19 protein-coding genes are annotated in these 22,890 nt (G+C 63.4%); 17 read left to right on the top strand and 2 right to left on the bottom strand.

Annotation, left to right across the window (positions count from 1 at the left end; genetic code table 11):
• Nucleotides 1–2 precede the first annotated feature (2 nt).
• The 15 genes from flhB to V3314_RS22395 all read left to right on the top strand — a co-directional run bounded on the left by flhB (nt 3) and on the right by V3314_RS22395 (nt 15,608).
• A complete protein-coding gene (gene flhB / locus V3314_RS22465; protein WP_046614578.1) occupies nt 3–1,145 on the top strand; it encodes a flagellar biosynthesis protein FlhB in 1,143 nt (380 codons plus the stop codon).
• Between the two features lie 218 nt (nt 1,146–1,363).
• Complete coding sequence (flhA, locus tag V3314_RS22460; protein WP_025340073.1) at nt 1,364–3,493, top strand: flagellar biosynthesis protein FlhA; 2,130 nt, start codon at nt 1,364–1,366, stop codon at nt 3,491–3,493.
• 11 nt (nt 3,494–3,504) lie between these two features.
• Nucleotides 3,505–4,815: a flagellar biosynthesis protein FlhF gene (gene flhF / locus V3314_RS22455; protein ID WP_046614577.1), complete on the top strand. Its 1,311-nt coding sequence runs from the start codon at nt 3,505–3,507 to the stop codon at nt 4,813–4,815.
• A 93-nt stretch (nt 4,816–4,908) separates the two neighbouring features.
• Entirely contained in the window at nt 4,909–5,742 is an 834-nt protein-coding gene (gene fleN / locus V3314_RS22450) for a flagellar synthesis regulator FleN (protein ID WP_039612698.1), read from the top strand.
• Entirely contained in the window at nt 5,739–6,479 is a 741-nt protein-coding gene (gene fliA, locus V3314_RS22445; protein WP_046614576.1) for an RNA polymerase sigma factor FliA, read from the top strand. The genes fleN and fliA overlap by 4 nt, the downstream gene beginning before the upstream one ends.
• 103 nt (nt 6,480–6,582) lie before the next feature.
• Nucleotides 6,583–6,957, top strand: coding sequence for a chemotaxis response regulator CheY (locus tag V3314_RS22440; protein WP_161551427.1), 375 nt, complete (start codon nt 6,583–6,585; stop codon nt 6,955–6,957).
• A 20-nt stretch (nt 6,958–6,977) separates the two neighbouring features.
• Complete coding sequence (locus tag V3314_RS22435) at nt 6,978–7,766, top strand: protein phosphatase CheZ (protein ID WP_046614575.1); 789 nt, start codon at nt 6,978–6,980, stop codon at nt 7,764–7,766.
• 12 nt (nt 7,767–7,778) lie between these two features.
• Nucleotides 7,779–10,010, top strand: a complete 2,232-nt coding sequence (locus tag V3314_RS22430; RefSeq protein WP_338459661.1) for a chemotaxis protein CheA — start codon at nt 7,779–7,781, stop codon at nt 10,008–10,010.
• A gap of 46 nt (nt 10,011–10,056) precedes the next feature.
• The gene (locus V3314_RS22425) at nt 10,057–11,196 is read left to right on the top strand and encodes a chemotaxis response regulator protein-glutamate methylesterase (protein WP_338459660.1); all 1,140 of its coding nucleotides are present in this window, start codon (nt 10,057–10,059) and stop codon (nt 11,194–11,196) included.
• The gene (locus V3314_RS22420; RefSeq protein WP_046614572.1) at nt 11,196–11,936 is read left to right on the top strand and encodes a flagellar motor protein; all 741 of its coding nucleotides are present in this window, start codon (nt 11,196–11,198) and stop codon (nt 11,934–11,936) included. The genes V3314_RS22425 and V3314_RS22420 overlap by 1 nt, the downstream gene beginning before the upstream one ends.
• A 3-nt stretch (nt 11,937–11,939) precedes the next feature.
• Nucleotides 11,940–12,797 (top strand): flagellar motor protein MotD, encoded by an 858-nt coding sequence (gene motD / locus V3314_RS22415; RefSeq protein WP_338459659.1) that lies wholly within the window; start codon nt 11,940–11,942, stop codon nt 12,795–12,797.
• A gap of 211 nt (nt 12,798–13,008) precedes the next feature.
• Nucleotides 13,009–13,797 carry a ParA family protein gene (locus V3314_RS22410; protein WP_025340066.1) on the top strand — a complete coding sequence of 263 codons (789 nt, stop codon included), beginning with the start codon at nt 13,009–13,011 and terminating at the stop codon, nt 13,795–13,797.
• Nucleotides 13,797–14,690, top strand: coding sequence for a CheW domain-containing protein (locus V3314_RS22405; RefSeq protein ID WP_046614570.1), 894 nt, complete (start codon nt 13,797–13,799; stop codon nt 14,688–14,690). Before V3314_RS22410 ends, V3314_RS22405 begins: the two co-directional genes overlap by 1 nt.
• Nucleotides 14,691–14,731: 41 nt before the next feature.
• Nucleotides 14,732–15,211: a chemotaxis protein CheW gene (locus V3314_RS22400; protein WP_003254393.1), complete on the top strand. Its 480-nt coding sequence runs from the start codon at nt 14,732–14,734 to the stop codon at nt 15,209–15,211.
• Nucleotide 15,212: 1 nt separating this feature from the next.
• Nucleotides 15,213–15,608, top strand: coding sequence for a DUF2802 domain-containing protein (locus V3314_RS22395; RefSeq protein WP_023663283.1), 396 nt, complete (start codon nt 15,213–15,215; stop codon nt 15,606–15,608).
• Nucleotides 15,609–15,665: 57 nt separating this feature from the next.
• Here the strand turns inward: V3314_RS22395 and V3314_RS22390 are convergent, their stop codons facing one another.
• The gene (locus V3314_RS22390; RefSeq protein ID WP_338459658.1) at nt 15,666–18,530 is read right to left on the bottom strand and encodes a DUF6543 domain-containing protein; all 2,865 of its coding nucleotides are present in this window, start codon (nt 18,528–18,530) and stop codon (nt 15,666–15,668) included.
• Entirely contained in the window at nt 18,527–21,280 is a 2,754-nt protein-coding gene (locus V3314_RS22385) for a DUF6543 domain-containing protein (RefSeq protein ID WP_338459657.1), read from the bottom strand. Before V3314_RS22385 ends, V3314_RS22390 begins: the two co-directional genes overlap by 4 nt.
• Nucleotides 21,281–21,515: 235 nt before the next feature.
• Here V3314_RS22385 and V3314_RS22380 point away from each other — a divergent pair, with 235 nt between their 5' ends.
• A complete protein-coding gene (locus tag V3314_RS22380; protein WP_338459656.1) occupies nt 21,516–22,091 on the top strand; it encodes a GNAT family N-acetyltransferase in 576 nt (191 codons plus the stop codon).
• A 75-nt stretch (nt 22,092–22,166) separates the two neighbouring features.
• Nucleotides 22,167–22,889, top strand: coding sequence for an iron-containing redox enzyme family protein (locus tag V3314_RS22375; protein ID WP_085691635.1), 723 nt, complete (start codon nt 22,167–22,169; stop codon nt 22,887–22,889).
• Nucleotide 22,890 lies beyond the last annotated feature (1 nt).

Here is a 22,890-nt window from a genome sequence, read left to right as displayed (position 1 = left end):
GCATGGCGGAAAGCGAAAGCGGTCAGGACAAGACAGAAGAACCCACCGACAAGCGCAAACGCGATGCCCGCGAAAAAGGCGAGGTCGCGCGTTCCAAGGAGCTGAACACGGTAGCGGTGACCTTGGCCGGTGCCGGTGGCCTGCTGGCGTTCGGTGGCCACCTGGCCGAGACGCTGTTGGCGATCATGCGCATGAACTTCAGCCTGACTCGCGACTTCGTCGTCGATGAGCGGGCCATGGGGGCACTCCTGCTGGCCTCGGGCAAGATGGCCATCTGGGCGGTGCAGCCGATATTGATCCTGTTGTTCGTGATTTCCTTCGTCGCGCCGATTGCCCTGGGCGGTTTCCTGTTTTCCGGCAGCCTGCTGCAGCCTAAATTCAGCCGCATGAATCCCTTGTCGGGGATCAAGCGGATGTTCTCGATGAACGCGCTGACGGAGCTCGTGAAAGCACTCGCCAAGTTTTTCGTGATTCTGGTCGTGGCGGTGGTGGTGCTGGTCAATGACCGCCAGGCGCTGCTTGCCATTGCCAATGAGCCGTTGGAGCAGGCGATCATCCATAGCTTGCAGGTGGTGGGCTGGAGTGCGTTGTGGATGTCGGCCGGGCTGCTGTTGATTGCGGCGGCGGATGTGCCGTTCCAGCTGTGGCAGGCGCACAACAAACTGAAGATGACCAAGCAGGAAATCAAGGACGAGTACAAGGACAGTGAAGGCAAGCCCGAGGTCAAGCAGCGAATCCGCCAGCTGCAGCGTGAGGCCTCGCAGCGGCGCATGATGGCGGCTGTGCCCGAAGCCGATGTAATCATTACCAACCCGACGCATTATGCGGTGGCCTTGCAATACGACCCGGAGAAGGGCGGGGCGGCGCCGTTGCTGCTGGCCAAGGGCACGGATTTCATTGCCTTGAAGATTCGCGAGATCGGTGTGGAGCACAAGGTCCAGATCCTCGAATCGCCGGCGTTGGCGCGGGCGATCTACTACTCCACCGAACTCGAGCAGGAAATCCCTGCCGGGCTTTACCTGGCGGTAGCACAGGTGCTGGCCTATGTGTTCCAGATCCGCCAGTACCGGGCTGGGAAGGGCAAGCGGCCAGAGCCGCTGAAGGACGACCTGCCGATCCCGCCGGACCTTCGCCGCGACAGTTGACCTTGTGTCAGGGCTTCTGGCCCTTTCGCGGGCACGCCCGCTCCCACAGGGGCCTCATGCTCCTCGAGGGCGACGCCGTACCTGTGGGAGCGGGCGTGCCCGCGAAGAGGCCGGAACAGGCAACATAAATCCCCCGTCGAGCAAAGTTGGAAGGCTTCTTGCAAAGCCAGCGCCAGGCGCTCCCTGTGCGTCAAAGTTTTGCATCAAGAGGACTCGCGGTGGATCGCACTCAGTTAATCAGCAACGCCCGTAACAACCTGGCCGGGCTCGGTCGGGGCAACCTGGGTGTGCCGCTGTTGCTGCTGGTGATGTTGGCAATGATGATGTTGCCGATACCGCCGTTCCTGCTCGACGTGTTCTTCACTTTCAACATCGCCCTGTCGATCGTGGTCCTGCTGGTCTGCGTCTACGCCTTGCGCCCGCTCGACTTTGCCGCGTTCCCTACCATCCTGCTGGTGGCCACGCTGTTGCGCCTGGCCCTTAACGTGGCTTCCACCCGGGTGGTGATGCTGCATGGCCAGGAGGGCCACGGCGCTGCCGGCAAGGTGATCCAGGCCTTCGGTGAGGTGGTGATCGGCGGTAACTACGTGGTCGGTGCCGTGGTGTTCGCCATCCTCATGATCATCAACTTCGTGGTGGTGACCAAGGGCGCCGGGCGTATCTCGGAAGTGAGCGCGCGTTTCACCCTCGACGCCATGCCCGGCAAGCAGATGGCCATCGACGCTGACCTCAACGCCGGCCTGATCGACCAGGCCCAGGCCAAGCACCGTCGTGCCGAAGTAGCGCAGGAAGCTGAGTTCTACGGTTCGATGGACGGTGCCAGCAAGTTCGTCCGCGGTGACGCCATCGCCGGCCTGCTGATCCTGTTCATCAACCTGATCGGCGGCATGCTGATCGGCATGCTGCAGCACGGCATGAGCTTTGGCGATGCCGGCAAGGTGTACGCCTTGCTGACCATCGGTGACGGTTTGGTGGCGCAATTGCCATCACTGTTGCTGTCCACCGCTGCCGCGATCATGGTCACCCGGGCCTCGGGCTCCGAGGACATGGGCAAGCTGATCAACCGGCAGATGTTCGATTCGCCCAAGGCCCTGGCGGTGTCCGCCGCACTGATGATCGTCATGGGCCTGGTGCCGGGCATGCCGCACGTGGCCTTCCTCAGCCTCGGCCTGCTGGCCGGTGGCGGCGCCTACCTGGTGTGGAAGAAGCAGCAGAAGGCCAAGGCGCAGGCGCTGCAAGAGGCGCAGCGCCAGCAGGACCTGCTGCCCTCGCCACAGCGCGCGCTGGAAACCAAGGAGCTGGGCTGGGACGACGTCACGCCGATCGACATGATTGGCCTGGAGGTCGGCTACCGGCTGATCCCCCTGGTCGATCGCAACCAGGGTGGCCAATTGCTTGCGCGGATCAAGGGCGTGCGCAAGAAGCTGTCGCAAGACCTGGGCTTCCTCATGCCCACGGTGCACATCCGCGACAACCTCGACCTGCAGCCCAGCGCTTATCGCCTGACCCTGATGGGGGTGATCCTGGCCGAGGCCGAGATCTACCCCGACCGCGAACTGGCAATCAACCCCGGGCAGGTGTTCGGTACCCTCAACGGCATTGCCGCGCGCGATCCGGCGTTCGGCCTTGAAGCCGTGTGGATCGATGTCGGCCAGCGCTCCCAGGCGCAGTCGCTGGGCTACACCGTGGTTGACGCCAGCACCGTGGTGGCCACCCACCTGAACCAGATCCTGCAGAAGCACTGCCACGAGCTGATCGGTCATGAAGAGGTCCAGCAACTGCTGCAGGTGTTGGCCAAGGCATCGCCTAAACTTGCAGAGGAGCTGGTGCCGGGTGTCATTTCCTTGTCGGGCCTGCTCAAGGTGCTGCAAGCGTTGTTGTCGGAACAGGTGCCTGTGCGCGATATTCGCAGTATCGCCGAGGCGATCGCGAACAACGCCGGCAAGAGTCAAGATACCGCCGCACTGGTGGCGGCGGTGCGCGTCGGATTGTGTCGCGCCATCGTGCAAAGCATTGTCGGCGTTGAGTCGGAGCTGCCAGTGATTACCCTGGAGCCAAGGTTGGAACAGATTTTGCTCAATAGTCTGCAAAGGGCCGGGCAAGGTCAGGAAGACGGTGTTCTTCTGGAGCCGAGCATGGCCGAGAAGCTGCAGCGTTCGCTGATCGAGGCGGCCCAGCGCCAGGAAATGCAGGGCCAGCCGGCCATTCTCCTGGTCGCCGGCCCGATCCGCGCCATGCTGTCGCGTTTCGGTCGCCTGGCTGTACCGAATTTGCATGTTCTGGCGTATCAGGAAATACCGGACAACAAGCAAGTCACCATCGTTGCCACCGTGGGCCCTAATGGCTGAGGTAGGGGATAATGCAAGTTAAGCGATTTTTCGCCGCCGATATGCGTCAGGCCATGAAGCTGGTCCGTGACGAGCTGGGCGCCGATGCCGCGATCATCGGCAACCGTCGCATCGCCGGCGGTGTCGAGCTGACGGCCGCGCTGGACTACAAGCTGTCCGCCCTGGCCCCGCGTGTGCCCAACGCCGAACTGGAAGAAGAGCTGCGCAAGACCCATACGCGCATCGCCACCGCCCAGGCCGAGCTGGGTCACCGCCAGGACAGCAGCGACAACAACCGCCAGTTGTTCGCCGGGCAGTCGCTGACCGCCGCCGAGCCGTTGATCGAACCGCACGTCGATGCGCCCGAGGCCGCAGCTGCAGCCCCGGCGCCGGCACCGGTCGACCCGCGCCTGTTCGATGCCATGCGCTCCGAGCTGTCAGGCCTGCGCGAGCTGCTGGAAGTGCAGCTCGGCTCGCTGGCCTGGAACCAGTTGCAGGGCAGCAAGCCGCAGCAGGCCACTGTCTGGCGCAGGCTGCAGCGCATCGGCCTGTCCGGGCCGATCGCCCGTGAGCTGCTGGACCTGACTGCCGAGATCGACGAGCCACGCCAGGCCTGGCGCATGCTGCTGGCGCACCTTGCGCGGATGATCGAAATCCCCGAAGTCGAGCCGATCGAAGAGGGCGGTGTGATCGCCATGGTCGGCCCGGCCGGCATGGGCAAGACCACCACCCTGGCCAAGCTGGCGGCCCGCTACGTGCTCAAGTACGGCGCGCAGAACCTGGCGCTGGTGAGCATGGACAGTTTCCGCATCGGTGCCCAGGAGCAGCTCAAGACTCTGGGTCGCATCCTCAACGTACCGGTGACCTACGTCGACCCGGGCCAGTCGCTGGCTGCGGCGCTGGAGCCGCTGCTGCGCAAGCGCGTGGTGCTGATCGATACCGCCGGCCTGCAGGCCAGCGACCCGGCCCTGCGCATGCAGCTGGACACCCTGGCCGGGCGTGGCATCGCCGCGAAGAACTACCTGGTGCTGGCCACTACCAGCCAGAAGCAGGTGCTGACTGCCGCCTACCACAGCTACAAGCGCTGCGGCCTGGCCGGTTGCATCCTGACCAAACTCGATGAAACGGCGAGCCTTGGCGACGTGCTGAGCCTTGCCATCAGTCATGAACTGCCGGTGGCCTACCTGACAGATGGGCCGCGCATTCCTGACGACGTGCACCTGCCTCGAGGGCACCAGTTGGTCTCCCGCGCGGTCAATGTGCAGCAACAGGACGAGCCCAGCGAAGAGGCCATGGCCGACATGTTCGCTGATCTCTATCACAACCCACGGCGAGCGGGTTGATGATGAAGCGTGTGCAAGGTAGCTATGCCAAAGGGTACGCAGAATTGCCCTACGTGTGGCCTGAGTCCCAGCGAGACAAGGTAAAGAACAGACATGGGTAGCATGCATCCCGTACAGGTGATCGCCGTGACCGGTGGCAAAGGTGGCGTCGGCAAGACTAACGTTTCAGTGAACCTGTCCCTGGCGCTGGCCGAGCTTGGCCGCAGGGTCATGCTGCTCGACGCCGACCTGGGCCTGGCCAATGTCGATGTGTTGCTGGGCCTTACCCCCAAGCGGACCCTGGCCGATGTCATCGAAGGGCGCTGCGAGCTGCGCGATGTGATGTTGCAGGGCCCCGGTGGCGTGCGCATCGTGCCGGCTGCCTCGGGCACGCAGAGCATGGTGCACCTGGCCCCGGCCCAGCATGCCGGGCTGATCCAGGCGTTCAGCGAAGTCGGCGACAACCTCGACGTGCTGGTGATCGACACTGCTGCCGGTATCGGTGATTCGGTGGTCAGCTTCGTCCGCGCCGCCCAGGAAGTGCTGCTGGTGGTATGCGACGAACCCACCTCGATCACCGATGCCTACGCCCTGATCAAGCTGCTCAACCGCGACTACGGCATGAACCGTTTCCGGGTGCTGGCCAACATGGCGCAGAGTCCGCAGGAGGGCCGCAACCTGTTCGCCAAACTGACCAAGGTCACCGACCGCTTCCTCGACGTTGCCCTGCAGTACGTGGGCGCCGTGCCGTATGACGAGTGCGTGCGCAAGGCCGTGCAGAAGCAGCGCGCCGTATACGAAGCCTTCCCACGCTCCAAATGCGCGCTGGCCTTCAAGGCGATTGCCCAGAAGGTCGACAGCTGGCCGCTGCCGGCCAACCCGCGCGGCCATCTGGAGTTCTTTGTCGAGCGCCTGGTGCAGCCCACCAGCGCGGGACCTGTGCTATGAACGCCAGCGGTTTCAAGATGTACAGCCGGGCGTCGAAAGACGCCCAGTACGAGCTGATCGAGCGCTACGCCCCGCTGGTCAAGCGCATCGCCTACCACCTGCTGGCGCGGCTGCCAGCCAATGTGCAGGTCGAGGACCTGATCCAGGCCGGCATGATCGGCCTGCTGGAAGTGGCCAACAAGTACGACGCCAGCAAGGGCGCCAGCTTCGAAACCTACGCCGGCATTCGCATTCGCGGGGCCATGCTCGATGAAGTGCGCAAGGGCGATTGGGCACCGCGTTCGGTGCACCGCAACACCCGCATGGTCAGCGACGCGATGCGTGCGGTTGAAGCCCGAACCGGTCGTGACGCTAAAGATCATGAAGTTGCTGCCGAACTCCAATTGAGTCTCGATGATTACTACGGGATCTTGAACGATACCCTGGGCAGCCGCCTGTTCAGCTTCGACGACCTGCTGCAGGACGGCGAGCACGAAGGGCTGCATGAGGATGGCGCCAGTGGCCAGGTGGAACCTGCGCGTGGCCTGGAGGACGAGCGCTTCCAGGCTGCCCTGACCGAGGCCATCGCCAACCTGCCGGAGCGTGAGCGCCTGGTGCTGGCGCTGTACTACGACGAAGAGCTGAACCTCAAGGAAATTGGTGAGGTGCTGGGGGTCAGCGAGTCGCGGGTCAGCCAGTTGCACAGCCAGTGTGCCGCGCGCCTGCGCAGCCGCCTGGGGGAATGGCGGGCGCGTTGAGCCCGCTGTCGTTGCAGTCGTTTTCTACGTTGTACCGAATTGTGAATGCGCGCTCGGGGCCGAGCGCGTTTGAGACTGCTTGGAGGTCTACTTGAACAAAGACATGAAAATCCTCATCGTTGACGACTTTTCGACGATGCGGCGGATCATCAAGAACCTGTTGCGTGACCTGGGCTTCACCAACACCGAAGAAGCCGATGACGGCACCACGGCGCTGCCGATGCTGGAGAACGGCCACTATGACTTCCTGGTGACCGACTGGAACATGCCCGGCATGTCCGGTATCGACCTGCTGCGCAAGGTGCGTGCCCACGATCGCCTGAAAACCATGCCGGTGCTGATGGTGACCGCCGAAGCCAAGCGCGACCAGATCATCGAAGCGGCCCAGGCCGGCGTCAATGGCTACGTTGTGAAGCCGTTCACCGCCCAGGTGCTCAAAGAAAAGATCGAGAAGATCTTCGAACGCGTCAACGGCTGAGTCACGTCAGGGGGCGCGCCATGGATTCATCACAAACGTCTTTGGGCGAGTTCGAATCGACCCTGAAGAAGCATGCCCAGGAGCTGGTCGAAAGCCTGGAGCGTGGCCGTTTCGGCGAGGCGGTGCAGCTGATTCACGAGCTGAACCAGACCCGTGACCGCGGCCTGTACCAGGAAGTCGGCAAGCTGACCCGCGAGCTGCACAGTGCCATAGTCAGTTTCCAGATCGACCCGACCATGCCGCAGGCCGAGGAGGTGTCGCAGATAACCGACGCCACCGAGCGCCTGTCTTACGTGGTCAGGCTCACCGAGGGCGCGGCCAACCGCACCATGGACCTGGTCGAGGAAAGCACCCCGGTGCTCAACGACCTGGCCAGCGAGGCCGAGGCCCTGAGCACCGACTGGCAGCGTTTCATGCGCCGCGAAGTGGCTGCGCCGGAGTTCCGAGACCTGGTCAAGCGCGTCGACAGTTTCCTGACGCTCAGCGCCGAAGGTAACCGCAAGGTCGCCGGCCACCTCAACGACATTCTGCTGGCCCAGGACTATCAGGACCTGACCGGCCAGGTGATCAAGCGCGTCACCACCCTGGTCACCGAGGTGGAAAGCAACCTGCTCAAACTGGTGTTGATGGCCAGCCAGGTCGACCGCTTTGCGGGCATCCAGCATGACCACGATCAACTGCGCGCAGAAAAAGATCGAGAAAAACATCCGACTCGGGGTGAAGGTCCGCAGATTCATGCCGATAAGCGTGAAGATGTCGTGTCCGGTCAGGACGATGTCGATGATCTGCTGTCCAGCCTGGGTTTTTAAGGAGCACGTTTGATGAGCTTCGGCGCCGATGAAGAAATCCTCCAGGATTTCCTGGTAGAAGCCGGCGAAATTCTTGAGCAACTGTCCGAGCAACTGGTCGAGCTGGAAAGCCGGCCCGACGATGCCGACCTGCTCAATGCGATCTTTCGCGGTTTCCACACTGTAAAAGGGGGCGCCGGCTTCCTTCAGCTGAACGAGCTGGTGGAGTGCTGCCATATCGCCGAGAACGTGTTCGACGTCCTGCGCAAAGGTGAGCGCCGGGTCGACGCGGAACTGATGGATGTGGTGCTCGAGGCACTGGACACGGTCAACAGCATGTTTGGCCAGGTGCGCGAGCGCGCCGAAGTGACCCCGGCTACCCCCGAGCTGCTGGCCGCGCTGTCGCGCCTGGCCGAGCCGGGCGGCGCAGAAGCCGTCGAGGCGCCTGCCGCTGCGGCACCGGAGCCGGTTGCCGAAGCGCCGGTGGAAGAGCAGGACATCACCGACAGCGAGTTCGAACAACTGCTCGATTCGCTCGATGCGGTCAAGGCACAAGCTGCGGCCGACGAGCAGATGCAGGGCGAGACCGTCAGCGGCGCAGGTGACGAAATCAGCGACGCCGAGTTCGAGTCGCTGCTCGACCAGTTGCACGGCAAAGGCCAGTTCAGCGCCGAGGTTGCCGCGCAGCCGGTTGCCAGCGCGCCGGAAGCGGCCAGCGACGAAATTACCGACGCCGAGTTCGAATCGCTGCTGGACCAGTTGCATGGCAAGGGTACCTTCCAGGCCGATGCCTTGCCTGGTGCCAAGGCGTCGGCGCCTGCTGCAACTGACACCAGTGCAGCCAGCGATGAAATCAGCGAGCACGAGTTCGAGGCGCTGCTGGACCAGTTGCACGGCAAGGGCAAGTTCGGTGGCGACGTTGCCGCCGTCGAAGCCCCGGCTGCAGCCAAGGCGCAAGCGCCGGTCGTGGCCAAGGCCGACAGCCAGCCCGTGGCCAAGCCAGCAGCAGCTGCGCCGGCACCGGCGCCTGCCAGCAAACCTGCCGCAGCACCTCGCGCCCCGGCCCCGGCCGCCGACAAGCATGGTGCCAGTGAAGCGGAAACCACCGTGCGGGTCGATACCGCGCGCCTGGACGAGATCATGAACATGGTCGGCGAACTGGTGCTGGTGCGTAACCGCCTGGTGCGCCTGGGGCTGAACAGCGGTGACGAGGCCATGTCCAAGGCGGTGTCCAACCTCGACGTGGTCACCGCCGACCTGCAGACCGCGGTGATGAAAACCCGCATGCAGCCGATCAAGAAAGTCTTCGGCCGCTTCCCGCGCCTGGTGCGCGACCTGGCCCGCCAGCTCAAGAAGGAGATCAACCTGGAGCTGGTCGGCGAAGAGACCGACCTCGACAAGAACCTGGTCGAGGCCCTGGCCGACCCGTTGGTGCACCTGGTGCGCAACGCCGTCGACCATGGCGTGGAAATGCCCGAAGAGCGTGAAGCCGCCGGCAAGGCGCGCACCGGCCGGGTGGTGCTGTCGGCCGAGCAGGAAGGCGATCACATCCTGCTGTCGATCTCTGACGACGGCAAGGGCATGGACCCCAACATCCTGCGTGCCAAGGCCGTGGAAAAGGGCCTGATGGACAAGGACGCCGCCGATCGCCTGAGCGAGTCGGACTGCTACAACCTGATCTTCGCCCCGGGCTTCTCGACCAAGACCGAGATTTCCGATGTGTCTGGCCGCGGTGTGGGCATGGACGTGGTGAAGACCAAGATCTCCCAGCTCAACGGCTCGATCAACATCTTCTCGGCCAAGGGCCAGGGCTCGAAGATCGTCATCAAGGTGCCGCTGACCCTGGCGATCATGCCCACCCTGATGGTGATGCTGGGCAACCAGGCGTTCGCCTTCCCGCTGGTCAACGTCAACGAGATCTTCCACCTCGACCTGTCGCGTACCAACGTGGTCGACGGCCAGGAAGTGGTGATCGTGCGCGACAAGGCGCTGCCGCTGTTCTACCTCAAGCGCTGGCTTGTCCAGGGCCAGGTGCACGAAGAGCAGCATGAGGGCCACGTGGTGATCCTGTCGGTCGGTACCCAGCGTATCGGCTTTGTCGTCGATCAACTGGTTGGCCAGGAAGAAGTGGTAATCAAGCCGCTGGGCAAGATGCTGCAGGGCACCCCGGGCATGTCCGGGGCCACCATCACCGGCGACGGTCGCATTGCGTTGATTCTCGACGTCCCGAGCATGCTCAAGCGTTACGCCGCGCGGCGTATTTGATTTCGGTGGCGCACCCTGGCGGGTTGCGCCACCTAATGGAGTGTTTATGGCAGTCAAGGTCCTGGTGGTGGATGATTCCGGTTTCTTCCGCCGCCGCGTCTCGGAAATCCTCTCGGCGGATCCGACGATCCAGGTAGTGGGTACCGCGACCAACGGCAAGGAAGCAATCGACCAGGCGCTGGCGCTCAAGCCCGATGTCATCACCATGGACTACGAAATGCCCATGATGGATGGCATCACCGCAGTGCGGCACATCATGCAGCGCTGCCCGACGCCGGTGTTGATGTTCTCGTCGCTGACCCATGAAGGCGCCCGTGTCACCCTCGATGCGCTGGATGCCGGTGCGGTGGATTACCTGCCGAAAAACTTCGAGGACATCTCGCGCAACCCCGACAAGGTCAAGCAACTGCTGTGCGAGAAGGTGCATACCATTTCCCGCAGCAACCGCCGTTTTGGCAGCTACGCCAGCCCCGCGCCGGTTGCCGCACCAGCGCCGGCAGGCAGCAGCCACGCACCCGCCAGCGGTTTCGCCAGCCCGGCAGCGGCGCGTACGCCTGCGCCTGCGCCTGCGCGTGCGGCGGCCCCGGCGGCAGCGCCAGCACACTCGCCGGCACCCAAGCGCAAGCCATACAAGCTGGTGGCCATCGGCACCTCCACCGGCGGCCCGGTCGCCCTTCAGCGCGTGCTGACCCAGCTGCCGGCCAACTTCCCGGCGCCGATCGTGCTCATCCAGCACATGCCGGCGGCGTTCACCAAGGCCTTTGCCGAACGCCTGGACAAACTGTGCCGCATCAGCGTCAAGGAAGCCGAGGACGGCGACATGCTGCGCCCGGGCCTGGCCCTGCTGGCCCCAGGTGGCAAGCAGATGATGATCGACGGCCGTGGCACGGTGAAGATCCTGCCCGGTGACGAGCGCCTGAACTACAAGCCGTGCGTGGACATCACCTTCGGCTCGGCGGCCAAGTCGTATGGCGACAAGGTACTGTCGGTGGTGCTTACCGGCATGGGCGCCGATGGCCGTGAAGGTGCGCGCCTGCTCAAGCAGGGCGGCAGTACGGTGTGGGCCCAGGATGAAGCCAGCTGCGTGATCTATGGCATGCCCATGGCCATTGTCAAGGCCAACCTGGCTGACGCGGTGTACAGCCTGGACGAAATCGGCAAGCACCTGGTGGAGGCGTGCGTCTGATGGACGTGCTCAGCCTGATCGGCCTGATCCTTGCCTTTGTCGCCATCGTCGGTGGCAACTTTCTCGAAGGCGGCCATGTCGGCGCCCTGATCAATGGCCCGGCGGCGCTGATCGTACTGGGCGGCACGCTGGCGGCTGCCTTGCTGCAGTCGCCGCTGTCGTCGTTCAAGCGTGCCTTGCAGATTCTGCGTTGGATCCTGTTTCCGCCACGGGTCGACCTGGCGGGCGGGATCGACCGCGTCGTCAACTGGAGCCTGACCGCGCGCAAGGAAGGCCTGCTGGGCCTGGAAGGGGTGGCCGACGGCGAGCCTGACCCTTATGCGCGCAAGGGCCTGCAGTTGCTGGTGGATGGCGCGGAGCCGGAGGCTATCCGCAGTATTCTCGAAGTCGACTTCCTGACCCAGGAAAGCCGTGATATCCAGGCTGCCAAGGTGTTCGAGAGCATGGGCGGCTACGCGCCGACCATCGGCATCATCGGTGCGGTGATGGGCCTGATCCACGTGATGGGCAACCTGGCCGACCCGTCGCAACTGGGCAACGGCATTGCCGTGGCCTTCGTCGCGACCATCTACGGGGTGGCCAGCGCCAACCTGGTGCTGCTGCCGATCGCCAACAAGCTCAAGGCCATCGTCATGCGCCAGTCGCGCTACCGCGAGATGCTGCTAGAGGGCCTGCTGTCGATTGCCGAGGGTGAGAACCCGCGCTCGATCGAGCTGAAGCTGCAAGGCTTCATGGAGTAACCCATGCGTCGCCGTCGTCATACCGAGGAACACGAAAACCACGAACGCTGGCTGGTGTCGTACGCCGACTTCATTACCCTGCTGTTCGCCTTTTTCGTGGTGATGTACTCGATTTCCTCGATCAACGAGGGCAAGTACAAGGTCATTTCCCAGGCCTTGCTCGGGGTGTTCAACGACCCCGAGCGCAGCATGAAGCCGATCCCCATCGGTGAAGAGCGGCCGCTGAGCGTGCGCCCGGCCGAACCGTTGGTGAAGGACAGCGAGCAGACCGATGCGGGACTTGGGGCGAGCAGTGCCGACCCGCTGAAAACCATCAGCGATGACGTGCGCGATGCCTTTGGCGACCTGATCAAGAGCGACCAGATGACTGTGCGCGGCAATGAGCTGTGGATCGAGATCGAGCTCAATTCCTCGTTGTTGTTCGGCAGTGGCGATGCCATGCCCAGCGACAAGGCGTTTGCCATCATCGAGAAGGTGGCCGGCATTCTCAAGCCGTTCGCCAACCCGGTGCATGTCGAGGGCTTTACCGACAACCTGCCGATCCGCACCGCGCAGTACCCGACCAACTGGGAGCTGTCATCGGCGCGGGCGGCGAGCATCGTGCGCCTGCTGGCCATGGAAGGGGTCAACCCGGCACGCATGGCCTCGGTCGGCTATGGCGAGTACCAGCCGGTGGCCAGCAACGACACTGCCGAAGGCCGTGCGCGCAACCGCCGCGTGGTGCTGGTGATTTCGCGCAACCTCGATGTGCGCCGCAGCCTGACTGGAACGGGCAGTGCAAATGCCACGCCGGATGCCGCATTGCGTCGGGCTGGCACACAAAGTGCACCAGCAACGCCTGCGACGGTGGCGGGGCAGTGATCCGTCAATTCCCCGACGTTGCTATGAACACGATGTTGAAGATGGCGCTGTCCCCTGTGGGAGCGGGCATGCCCGCGAAGCAGACGACGCGGTGAATGGCACCGGCTGCGCCGGTGTTCGCGGGCTCGCCCGCTCCCACAGGAATCGTGCAGGCTTTTAAAGAGTTGTTTTCTACAGTGTCCCTGCCAAATCAATAGATAGAGTTTGCTTGATGAGAGTCTGGGCAGTAGCCAATCAAAAAGGTGGCGTCGGCAAGACCACCACTACCATCGCCCTGGCCGGCCTGCTGGCCGAGGCCGGCAAGCGTGTGGTCGTTGTCGACCTCGACCCGCACGGCTCGATGACCAGTTATTTCGGGCACAACCCCGATGCCCTGGAGCACAGCTGCTACGACCTGTTCCTGCACAAGGGCGCGGTACCCGAGGGCCTGCCCGGGCAACTGCTGCTGCCCACCAGTGACGAGCGCATCTCGCTGTTGCCGTCGAGCACCGCGCTGGCGGTGCTCGAGCGCCAGTCACCGGGGCAGAACGGCCTGGGCCTGGTGATCGCCAAGAGTCTGGCGCAGCTGTGGCAGGATTTCGACTTTGCCCTGATCGACAGCCCACCCTTGCTCGGCGTGCTGATGGTCAATGCCCTGGCAGCCAGCCAGCAGCTGGTTATCCCGGTGCAAACCGAATTTCTCGCGGTCAAGGGCCTGGAGCGCATGGTCGGTACCTTGGCCATGGTCAACCGTTCGCGCAAACAGGCGCTGCCGTACCAGATAGTGCCGACCTTGTTCGACCGCCGTACCCAGGCCTCGCTGGCCACGCTCAAGCTGCTGCGAGACACCTACGACCAACATGTGTGGCAGGGCTACATCCCGGTGGATACGCGCCTGCGCGATGCCAGCCGCAAGGGCGTCACACCCTCGCAATTCGACAGCAAGAGCCGCGGCCTGATTGCCTATCGGGCGCTGCTCAAGCACCTGCTGACCTACAAGACTGCAGCGCAGGTGGCCTGATGACCCAGACTCGGCAAACCAATACCCGGCCACAGATGGCCCTGCAGTCATACCTCGACGGCCTGCTGCAGGAGGCCACCGAAGCTGAAGACCTGTTCGAGGCGCCAGCGGCGGCGGACGAGTTCGCCGAAGCGGTGCGCGAAGAGCAGGCGCGTGATGCCTTGCAGCAAGCCAGGCCTGCGCCAGCCGAAGCAACCGTCAGCCCCGCACCACGGCCATTCGCCGAGCCCAGGCTGGCGGTGCTGCCCCGTGTGATGCCGGTGGAAGCGCCGGTGGTGACGGTGGTCGAGCGCGAAGTGGTGGCCGAGGCAAGCATCCCGGTGCTGGTCGAAGAGCAAACCGTGGAACCGGCAGTGCCGCTGGTGGATGTGCACCTGCCGGCGCCGCAGGTGCCTGTGCCCCCGGCCACGGTCGATGGCCGCCCGGCCTGGGCCGCCGAGCCGTTCGAATGCCTGCTGTTCGATGTGGCCGGGCTGACCCTGGCGGTGCCGCTGGTGTGCCTTGGCTCGATCTACACCCTGGCCGGCCAGGAACTGACACCGCTGTTCGGCCAGCCCGACTGGTTCCTCGGCATCCTGACCTGCCAGGCCGGCAACCTGAAGGTGCTGGATACCGCGCGTTGGGTGATGCCCGACCGCTACCGGGATGATTTTCGCCAAGGCCTGCAATACGTGATTTCCGTGCAGGGCTACGAATGGGGGTTGGCCGTGCACCAGGTCAGCCGCTCGCTGCGTCTGGACCCGTCCGAGATCAAGTGGCGCAGCCAGCGTGGCCAGCGCCCGTGGCTGGCCGGCACGGTGATTGAACACATGTGTGCACTGCTCGACGTCGCGGCACTGGCCGAGCTGATCGCCAGTGGCGCGGTCAAGCAGATGCACGCCAAACAGAAATGACACCGAACACACCGCCGATGGCGGATTTTGAGGGTAGGGGAATGAAAAAGTCGTCTGCACAAGGTTCCGAAGATCCGATCCTGCAGTGGGTTACCTTCCGTCTGGACAATGAGTCCTACGGCATCAACGTGATGCAGGTGCAGGAAGTGTTGCGCTACACCGAGATCGCCCCGGTGCCGGGTGCGCCAAGCTATGTGCTGGGCATCATCAACCTGCGCGGCAACGTGGTGACCGTGATCGACACCCGCCAGCGCTTTGGCCTGATGCCGACCGAAGTCACCGACAACACCCGTATCGTCATCATCGAGGCCGACAAGCAAGTGGTCGGGATCCTGGTCGACAGCGTGGCCGAGGTGGTGTACCTGCGTCAGTCCGAGATCGAGACCGCGCCGAACGTGGGTAACGAAGAGTCGGCCAAGTTCATCCAGGGTGTTTGCAACAAGAACGGCGAGCTGTTGATCCTGGTCGAGCTGGACAAGATGATGACCGAGGAAGAATGGTCCGAGCTGGAGAATATCTGAGTTGATCCTAGAGGTTGCTGTCATCTTCCTGGCGCTGGTCTGGGCGCTGAGCCTGTGGTTTTTCCTCAACTACAGCAAGCGCCAGCGCGAGCTGGCTGCGCAGCAGGCGGCGGGTGATGCGCTGCGTGACCAGCGCATCAAGGACCTGGCCAAGCGCCTGGACGACTACCAGAACGGTACCGTGCGCATGGGCGAGGCGCTGCATGACCTGCGCGTGGCGGTTGCTCCGCTGCCAGACAAGATCCAGCAGCTGGAGCAACGCGACCCGCACAACGTCACCTTCACCCAGGCGGCCAAGCTGGTGGGCATGGGGGCCAGCGTGGCCGAGCTGACCGAAAGCTGCGGCCTCACCCAGGCCGAGGCCGAGCTGATGAGCAAGCTGCATCGCAGCAACTGATTGCCATGAGCATTGGGCGGCCATCTGCTGCAGCGGCCGTGCAGGCTCGCTCGGCAGTCAGTAGCCCTGTGCGTTCCCCGCCATTGCGACCTCTTCCAGTGGCAGCAAGCGCAGCTCTGCACGCCGTTGTGCTGCTTCATCCAGCAGCGCGTCGTAGTTCAGGGTGTGCATGTTTGCCAGGTCTGCCACCTGCCTGAAGGTGTACAGCTCAGGTAGACGTTGGTCGATCACGTGGTTGAGCACCGCAGGCCCGGTCAGCGTGTTGAGCCTTTCGGTATAGGCCTGGAATGCCGCCGCATACTGTCGCGGCGGCTTGGGGACCTGGTAGAACGCCTGGCCCTCTGGGGTGAGGTAGCGGGTCAGTATCTCGTCGGATATGGCATTCAGCACCGGATTGCCAGCACGGCTACCAATCATGCTGGTGTTGTAGCTGGTATACATGCCCAATTGCGCATTGCACACCGGGCTCCTCAGCAGCAGCCCGTCGAGTGGCGTGGTGAGCGGTACGCTGTCGATCTTTGCCCGCAGCTGCCCGGTTGCGTCCGGCTCGACCAGCAGATGGTCGTCAATATCTAGGTAGATGCCCCCTTCGCTGTGCAGGACGCGGTAGCGCAAGATGTCCGAGGCCGAGGAGAAGTTGCTCGCCACACCGCCATTCCCTTCCAGCGCAGCCTGGTACTGGCCGAAGTATTCACTTGCCTCGAACTGGCGATAGAAGGTCTGGTGCTCCAGCACCGCCACCTTCAGCCCCTCGGCGATGCGGGGCTGCAGCAGGGTCATGTTGCGTTCGAATGCCTGAGGGTTTGCATTGGAGAGGTAGAGCTTGAGCGTGAAATCGCTGTTGCGCAGTGCCTGTACGTTGTTGTGGAGCGCAGCCAGGTAATCACCGGCGATCGTCCTGTCACCCAGCCAGATGTGAAAAACCTGCCTGGGGACGGGTATGCCTGGTGCGGTCCCCAGGGCGTCGAGGTCGACGGGCAGCTGCAGATCGATACCCAGTGCCCGCAGCGTACGCGAGCGCGATGCCGGGCTGATTTCCCGCGACGGGTCCGTATCGGGCAGCAGCCGGCTGATCGAGGGCTGCAGCGGGTCGGTGCTGGCCACATAGTGCTGGGCGCCGCGTGTGCCGTTGGGGTACTTGAGCACGAAACTGTCCTGTCGGGCGTCGTAGTAGAGCGGGTGCGGGCCATTGCCCACATCGCCGATCAGTTCGTCACCCGTGCCGAATGCCCTGCGCCGCGTTACGCAGCGGGCAACGTGTGAGTCGGCGCCGGGCCAGGTGGCAGCCACTTGGTCACCTGCTTCTGCGAGGTCCCGGAAATAGGGTGTCATCGCAGGGCCGGGCCAGCGTGGCGGCGACACCGGGCTCAGCGGGTAACCTACGCGGCCATTGATCCTCACCGGTTTGATGAAGCCAATAGGGCGTCGGCCGAACAGCGCCTTGCTCGCCTTGAGCCCGCGCGCCAGCCCCGGGGCTGCGTTCAGCAGGCCGAACACGGCCTGCTCCGCGCCTTCGAGCTGTTGGTTCAAGTCCTTGCCGTGCAGCGCCTGGTCCAGGCCCACTGTAAATTGGGTCACCCCGGCCACGGCAGCCAGGGGTAGCAGTCCGGGAACCACCAGCAGAAACGGTGTGGCCAGGTTCATGGTCAGGTAGAAATAGCTGCGCCATGCGGCCTTGGTCACTTCACTGTCGCGCGTGATCAGGAAGTCGGCGTCGGATTGGCTGCGTTGACGTTGGGCCACCGTCAATGCGTCGAACAGGTTGTGTTCGACGCGTGGGCTGTAAGTGTCTGCCTTGTAGTTGATCAGGGTATGCGGGTTCCATACCCTGACCAGGCGATACACGCTGGTTGCAGGCAGGATGATCTGGCGGGGCGGGAAATCGCCCATGCCCTGAAGTACCCGACGCAACCCCGACCGGCCGATCCTGTCGGGAATATCGCAGGCACTGAAGTGGGCAAGCAGGGCCGCCCGTTTGTCGGCGTCGCGGCATTGCCTGGCAAGCCACGCACGCATGGCGCCCGGGTTGGCGAACTCATGCAACGGCGCCGCATTGCCCGGTATGTACAGCAAGGTCAGGCGGCTGCGCGTATCGCTCAGGCAGAGGATGTCGCTTGATGGGTAGCCATTGATGTTCAGCAGCCTGGCGTCTACCCCGTTGGCACTGAGGCTGGCGCCGTGGTGCCAGCGTTCCACGCCTGCCGCCCGCCACGCCAGGCTGCGCCCCTGTTCACTGAGGTTGCCCCGCAATGCCTGCCGGTTGCAGGCAGCGAGGAATGCGATGCACGCGCTGACGCTGTACTGGCTGGCGGCATGGGCCCAGAAGTCATCGAGCTGGCGTTTGAATACGCCCTGGAAGTCGAGTTGCCAGATGAAGGACTGGAAAGTCCTGGCATCGAACTGGACATAAGTGCTGGCGTCGTAGCGCATGGGGGCGGTCTGGCGAAAAAGGCCGTGGAATTCGGTGTGCACATCGATGTCGTGGTCCAGGCCGCTTCCTGGCAATTCATCGACGATCGTCACCTGACCATGGCTGAAGGCCTGGGCCCAGGGCGCTCGACCATGTGGCAGTGACAGCTCCGCCAGTACGCCTAGCAAGTCGACGGTGGCCGTCCCGCCTCTTAGCAGCAGCTGCGCGGTTTGCTCGGCAACCTTGGAGTAGCCGCTTTGCTGCCAGTTGCCAAGCAGCGCTTCGGTCAGGCTCATTTGTTGGACGATCTTGGCCAGCCAGCCCCGCTTGGGAACGAATTTGCAATGCAAGGTCACTGCAAGCGTGTTGTCGGGTTCCACGTCCAGACGCTGCTGGCTGGCCCATTCGCGGATGGCTGCACTGGCACTGCGGTCTGGGCGAGGCACGGAACCCAGCATCGCCTTGATGTAGTCTTGACCGGCTGCGCCGACCACAGGTTGGCGCGGGTTCATGTTCGGCTCCAGGAATGGTTGCCACCGACACTGGCGAAGCGGTTCAGGGGCAGGAGCGTACTTACCGAATCGCGCATGCGTGGCAGATCGACGAACCGGTAGGCGTTGATGCGCGGCATCCCATAGAGATTGGTGAGCTGGCGCAGGATACGCAGGCTCGGCAGTTGCCGATCGACCACGTCGCTTAGCAGGGCAGGGCCGGTGAGGTAGCTCAGGCGGCTGGCATACTTATAGAAATTCCTCGGGTCTTCAGCCAGGCTGGGCTTGCTGTCGTAGAAGTCGCGATTGAGCTGGTAGCGTGCGTACATCTCTTCGGAAATGGCCTCCAAGGTGGGGTTGCCGGGGTGGCTGCCGATAAGGCTGGAGTTGTAGAGGCTGTTCATGCTCATCTTTTCATTGGACATGGGCGGTGCCAGCAGCAGCCCATTGGCGTCGGTGCTCAACTCGACCTTATCGATGGTTTCACCGGCGGCACCTACCGGTTGCCCGTCGATGATCAATGAGTATTCGCCTGGCGCGAGCAAGGTGTCATCGACATCCATGTACAAGCCACCTTCGTGGTGCAGCATCGGGTAGCGCAGCACATCGCATGCCGATGCATAGTTGCGGGCAACACCACCGTTGCCATCCAGGGCAGCGTCGTATTGCGCGTAGTACCTGCTTTGGCGGAAAGCCCTGAAGAAGGCCTGCTCTTCCAGCGGCAGCACCTGCAAGCCCGGGGCATGACTGGCCAGCAGATCCAGGTTTTCGGCATACGCCTGCCGGGCAGTGCTGGAAAGGAACAACCGCATGCTGTATTCACTGCCTTGCAACCGCGCTGCGTTCTGGCCCAGGTTGGCCAGCAGCTCCGGGCCGATGATCTGGTCACCGACCCACAGGCAGGAGATGTGCTTGGGTATTGGCCAACTGCCCGGGGCTCTGGCCGGCACCTGTAGCGGCAATGGCAGGTCCACGCCCAGCGCCCGCAAGGTACGACTGCGCATCGCATGGGTCACCACGCGCCCTTGCGGCGCGGGGCGCAGGTTCCGGCTGCCGGGTACCGCCACGAAGCCGACAGGGTCGACCTGGTTCAGGTCTTCGGCCCGAATGAATACGTCCCGCTCCATGTCGTAGATCACCCTGGCGTTGTAGCCATCGATGTTCGCTGCCAGGGTGTCTGGCTCACCATCGTACTGGGGTGTACGAATGACGGCGTGGGCAACCGCCTCGTCAGCGTCCTCCAGTGGCTCTATCGGGTCGGTGATATGGAAATAGCGTGCGCCCTCGGGCTCGGGGAAGCGCGGTGGCGAGAGCGGGCTCAGGGGGTAGCCGATCTGTTCATTCAGCCGCATCGGTGGCGCGAAACCCTCGACCTTGAATTCGAACAACGCCTGGGCCCTTGCGGCAGCGCCTGCCGCCAGGGGCAAGGCGTTGAACAGGCCCCAGGTGATGTTGCCGATGCCTTCCTGCTGCTGCTGCAGTGACTTGCCGTTGATTGCCTGGTCGAGCCCCAGGCCAAGCTGGGCGATGCCACCGATGGCTAGCAGCGGCCCCAGGCCGGGTACCACCAGGCACAGTGGCGCCAGCAGGTTGAGCGTAGTGGCCAGGTAGCCACGCCACCTGGCCTTGATGACTTCGCTGTCAGCCGTGATCAGAAACGCGGCATCGTCGTAGCTGCGCTGACGCTGGCGCTCGGCCAACGCCTGGAACAGGTCGCCCTTGATCCTTGGGTTGTACTTGGTAGGTCGATAATTGACATAGGTCTGCGGCGGCCAGGTGCCGTCGTCGTTGAAATAGCCGTGTTCGGGCGGTAGCAGGTGACGCTCAGGGTAGGCACCCAGCCCCTCCATCGCAGTGTCCAGGCCGCTGAAATCTAGACCTTGCGGGCAATCGGCCAGGCGAAAGTGCTGTTTCAGGGCCTGGCGTTTGGTCGGGTCTTTGCATTGTTCGCCGACCCAGGCCTTCAATTCTCGTTCGCTGCTGAACGTCAGCAACGGTGAGCTGTTGCCAGGTACGTACAGCACCGTCATGTCTGTGGCGGGGTCGTTCAGGTACAGCAGGTCGGTCGCTGCATAGCCGTAGATGCTCAACGTGCTGCGTCGCAGCCTGTTGCGCCGTGGCATCAGCCCGGCCGCTTGCCAGACCAGTTGCCGCGCCGGCTCGCTGAGGCTGCCTTCGCTGACCTGTTTATTGCAAGCTGCGATGAAATTGAGCTTCAGCGCCAGCCTGTGACTGCGCAGATGGTCTCGCCAGTAGGCATCCAGCGCCGCCTTGAAAGGATGCTGGAAATCCAGTTGGGTGATGAACTGCTGGAAGGCTTCGGCGCTTACCGGCAAATGGGTGGAAGCGTCGTAGCGTTGCGGGGCAGTGCGCCGGAACAGGCCGTTGAATACTTCGAAGGGTGCCCCGTAGTTATTGAAGGCGGGTGCCGGGAGGGTGTCCACCAACCGTAGCGGGCCTGCGGGCAATGTACCTGCCCACGGTGCTTGCAGCAGCTTGCCGAACAGGTCACTGGCCGACTCGCCCTGCCAGTTGCCCAGCAGTGCCTGGGGCAGGCTGGTGCGTTGGCTGATCGCGGCCAACTGGCCACCTGCACCGTCCGGGCAGTAGTTGAGGGTAACGACGTCGAGCTGGTCAGGATCCAGGTCATGGCCTTGCTGCGCGAGCCATTGGCGGATGGCGCGGTTGGCTTCACGATCGGGGCGAGGCACATGGCCGAGGTGGTCTATAACGTAATGCGTGCCCATCACGTTGATGCGAGTCGAATGCATGGGGGTACCCTTGCGCTGAGAGGAAGCCGGCAAGGTTGAAGCAGGGGTACGGAAAAGCGGTGGTAGATATGTCGGTACGCGGCCTGGCCGATCTCGTCCCCCCCCGGCCCTCTGGCGCTGATGGCATTTTGGTCGTGCATGTCACTATCCTTCCGCTTCCTGTCCGGTTCCCTTCTTACCCGCCGTCGCCCTTAAACGTTTAAATCCCTGCTTGTACGCACAAGGGATTTACGCAATGAACACCCTCTCTTCAAAGCAGATGGCCCCTGGCGAGCCACAGTTGCAGTGGTTGCGCCAGGCCGACAGCGATACCGCGCCGGCCATCATGCAACTCATCAACAGCACGGTTGGCGATGGCGGTGTTCTGGGTTACGAGCACAAGATGTCTGCCGGGCAGAGCGTCGAATTCACTGCCGCGTTGCAAGAGCGCATCCAAGGCGGCAATACCCACGTCTTGCTCGGCCAGGCAATGGCCGGGCCTGCCTGCCTGGTCATTGTTTCGCGTAGCAGCATGCCGAACTGCCGGCATATTGCCGACCTGAGCAAGGGCGTGGTGCATCCGGCCTATCGCGGGACCGGCCTGGTGGCAAGGGCTTTCAGGGAAGTCGTGCGCCTGTGCCAGGCCCAAGGTATCGAGCTGTTGACCCTGGATGTACGCGAGGGCACCCGGGCGCACCGGTTATGGCAAACCTTCGGGTTCCAGACCTACGGCGTGCTGGACGACTACGCACGGGTCGACGGCGTGAAGCACCGCGGCCATTACATGGCCCAGTCCGTGGAAGGCCTTGCGCTGCGACTCAACCTGAACTGACTTGCCCTTCGTCGACACTGCCTGCGGCCATCGCCGTCAACGGCACCCGCCTTTCTGACCCAAGGAACACCCCCAATGGCCTTATCTACCGCAGACTTTCGCGATCAGTTGGAGCAGAAGCTGCACCACCATCTGACCTTGTCCCACCCGATTTTCAAGGAACTGCTTGCGCCTGAGGGCAACAGGCCGCTGCTGCGCAAGGTCGCGCTGCAAGGCTACCAGCTCACCAAGTATTTCCTGACCTATGTCGAGCACTTGTTCTTCCACTGCCCGCTGCCCGCTCACAAGCGGGCGCTGATCACCAATTGTTTCGAAGAAGAAACCGGTCGGCTGTCCCGCACCGACAATCATGTCGTGCTCATGCAGAACTTCCTGAGGGCGCTCGGTATCAGCGATGCCGAGCGTGATGCCGAGCAACCGCTGCCAGCTACATGGGAGTTGATCGATTTCCGCCTGCAAGCGGTACGTGACCCGGCGCGTTATCACATTGGTGCGGCAGCAGTGATGATCGCCAGCGAGGGGCAGAACCTCGAGACCGTCGCAGGTGATGCACGGCATGTGCTGCTGGGGCGTGCCTATGGCCTGGCCGAACAAGACTTGCTGTTCTTTTCGGTACACCAGAAGGAAGACGTGGGCCATGTCAATGAAGGCCTGGACCTTGTCTCGCAGTTGTGCACCACGGCGCAGATGCAGGAAGAGGCGTTGCAGGCGGTAGACCACACCTGCCAGCTGTTCTACGCGATGTACGAAAACATGTACCAGGCGTATTGCCGAGCTCCGCAAGCCGAGGCGGTGTAAT

It is taken from the genome of Pseudomonas sp. TE3-3-F2023, from assembly GCF_036784815.1.
In the GTDB taxonomy this organism is placed as follows: domain Bacteria; phylum Pseudomonadota; class Gammaproteobacteria; order Pseudomonadales; family Pseudomonadaceae; genus Aquipseudomonas; species Aquipseudomonas pudica.
This window is presented reverse-complemented; position numbering and strand designations above follow the sequence as displayed.